The organism is Mixta sp. (genome assembly GCF_024610815.1).
Taxonomy (GTDB): Bacteria; Pseudomonadota; Gammaproteobacteria; order Enterobacterales; family Enterobacteriaceae; genus Mixta; species Mixta calida.
The window spans coordinates 1-2348 of sequence record NZ_JANION010000231.1 but is presented as its reverse complement, the minus strand read 5'-3'; the positions used below and the strand labels follow the sequence as shown (position 1 = coordinate 2348).

Genomic DNA, 2348 nt, shown 5'->3' with positions numbered 1-2348 from the left:
TCTAACATCGACGGCGAAAAGCGTTTAAAGTGAGATCCATGCGGCAGATTAGAAAAGCAGCAAACGCGCGGCAGTTGCCGGTTTTGCCAGCAAACGCGCGCTAAAACGGGGCACAGGCTTTGACATCATCTCCAGGGCCAGGTAATATTCGCCCCGTTCACACGATTCCTCTGTAGTTCAGTCGGTAGAACGGCGGACTGTTAATCCGTATGTCACTGGTTCGAGTCCAGTCAGAGGAGCCAGATTTAAAAAAAGCAGATGCCAGGCGTCTGCTTTTTTGCTTTCAGTCAACAGCGAACGGTCATCGCCCCTTGTTCCCCTCTGTTATTTTTCCCGGTACGAAGCGGCCAGTCCGCCGACCCCCTCACGTGTTTACTGCCTGTCCGGTACCTCGCGCTGTCCGATCCGTAACCCACCGTGCTTTCGTATCTTCCGCCGAAGAAGGTAAAAAGAGCGCAGAAACGCAGCCAAAAATAAAATCAGAATAAGCTCAGCTTAAATCGTCGTCGTATTAGGCGATCTTGATGAGGCGTTCGATTACGCCATTTTAAATAAGGTATTTAATTTTATCCGCGACGGCGCGCAGCTGATCGTGTTTCATCGCAACCCCTGGTATTTCCGCGCGGGAAAAACCTGGCTCGACAGCGGCGCGTTTACGCTGGCGCTGGAGACAGCCACGCAGCGTCAGGCGGTAGTGACCGGCAAACCATCGCCAGTGCTGTTTAACAGCGCTCTCGCCTCGATGGGGCTGGATAAATCGCAGGCGCTGATGGTGGGTGACGATGTCACCACGGATATCGTCGGCGCCAGAGCGATCGGCCTGCCGACGTTGCTGGTCGGATCCGGCAAGTTCAGACCGGACGACCTTGTCCGCCACGCTATCGCTGACGAGGCCTTCCTGCCGCGGATCGCCGATCTGCCCTCTTTACTCAATCTGAAGGCGTAACGCTATGAAACTGCTTAATCTTGAGGTTACCTCGCATGGAGAGCTATTTCACAGCCGCTATGAGATTTTTCGTGAAAACGGCGCGGAGGTTTATTACCTCACCGCCTCTCAGAATAGCGTGCTCTGGCCCGGCTTCGCCGGCGTACGCGTTTTAACCGATCAAATCATCGATACGCTGATCGCCGCCGCGCGTGCATGGCGTGAGGAAATCCGTTTCGACGCGATACTGACAACTGACGAAGCCTCGGTGATCGCCACGGCCGCCGCGAGCGAGGCCCTTTCCCTGCCGGGGCTCTCCCTTGCCAGCGCCCGTCAATGCCGTAACAAATATGAGATGCGCCTCGCTCATCAACAGCATCAGGCGCCGCATCCGCCGTTCCGGCTGTGCGAAACCGTCGACCAGGCGCTGCAGGCTGGCGCACGTTCCGTTTTTACCCGAACGGCCATATCGAGAGTCAGGTTCACTATCTGTAGCCGTCGGACGGCTGCGCGCGCCGGATCTATTTCGCCAGCAGTCGGTTCACCCTCACGATCGAGCGGGTCAGCATGCTGCCGTAATGCGGATCGCCAAAGTGAAACAGCGCCGTCGCACGCCGGAAAGCGGGATCGCAGACGCCGTTGGCGTGAAAGGATCGATAGCCGTAGAAAAAGTAGATGTTGCCCGGCTGCAAATGCAGGGTCATCGGTTTTACCAGCCGGTGCTTAATCGCCCAGGTCAGCAGATGACGCGACAATGGGTTCTGCATAATGGCCTTTTCAATGACGTTAAAGAGAACGCTGCCGCGAAAGCGCCGCAGGTTGGGAAAAAGGAGCAGATCGCCGCGCGCCTCGCCCTGCTGCGGGATCTCTATCGGCAGCAGGGCGGTGATGACGCTGGCGTCATAGTGAAAAGCATTAGATTTCTTTTTGCCGCTCTGCCCCTGCACGCAGCGCAGCACCGCAAGTATCTGCTGTCTGGCCAGCGAGCGGCCCAGCGATTTTTCCGCCATCTGCCGCATCAGCTGATGAAATTCGACGTTTTCGCTCAGCTCCGCCAGCGGCGTGCGATCGATTTTTTCCACGTCGCCGAAAATGGCGTGGTAACGCTGGCCGGAATTGGCGCTGACCTCCTCAACCCACTGACGAAAACGCATTAATCCTTCCCCGGTGACTGCCTTTTCCAGTACGGCATAACCCTGTGTTTCAATATCCTCAAGTAGCTGAGGAATGCAATGCGGATCGATTGCGGCGATAAGAGACATAGTACCCTGCCCGTTAATTGTTTATGGTGCCGACGTCTGAGCGTCGTCCTGTTGTTTTTTCATATTCCGGTAACAGCTTGATGAAGCATAAAAGGTCTGCCGGATAAGGAAACCATCTGAAGAAAAATAAGAATTATTAACATTTTATGTCTGTTTTTAAC

Annotated in this window: 3 protein-coding genes, 1 tRNA gene and 1 pseudogene; 3 read left to right on the top strand and 2 right to left on the bottom strand. The window is 55.2% G+C overall.

The window, feature by feature from the left end:
* Positions 1-166: 166 nt before the first annotated feature.
* The 3 genes and pseudogenes from MYY08_RS17855 to MYY08_RS19220 all read left to right on the top strand — a co-directional run.
* A tRNA-Asn gene (locus MYY08_RS17855) sits at positions 167-242 on the top strand.
* A 350-nt stretch (positions 243-592) separates the two neighbouring features.
* Positions 593-946, top strand: coding sequence for an HAD-IA family hydrolase (locus MYY08_RS17850; RefSeq protein WP_052133880.1), 354 nt, complete (start codon positions 593-595; stop codon positions 944-946).
* Positions 947-950: 4 nt separating this feature from the next.
* Positions 951-1178 (top strand): annotated as a pseudogene (locus tag MYY08_RS19220) (hypothetical protein); the annotation flags it as partial.
* On the opposite strand, the gene MYY08_RS17845 reads toward MYY08_RS19220, so the two are convergent.
* A complete protein-coding gene (locus MYY08_RS17845; protein WP_038625324.1) occupies positions 1098-1316 on the bottom strand; it encodes a hypothetical protein in 219 nt (72 codons plus the stop codon). The pseudogene MYY08_RS19220 and the gene MYY08_RS17845 sit on opposite strands and share 81 nt — an antisense overlap.
* A 130-nt stretch (positions 1317-1446) precedes the next feature.
* A complete protein-coding gene (locus tag MYY08_RS17840; protein WP_103790943.1) occupies positions 1447-2187 on the bottom strand; it encodes a hypothetical protein in 741 nt (246 codons plus the stop codon).
* Between the last annotated feature and the right edge of the window lie 161 nt (positions 2188-2348).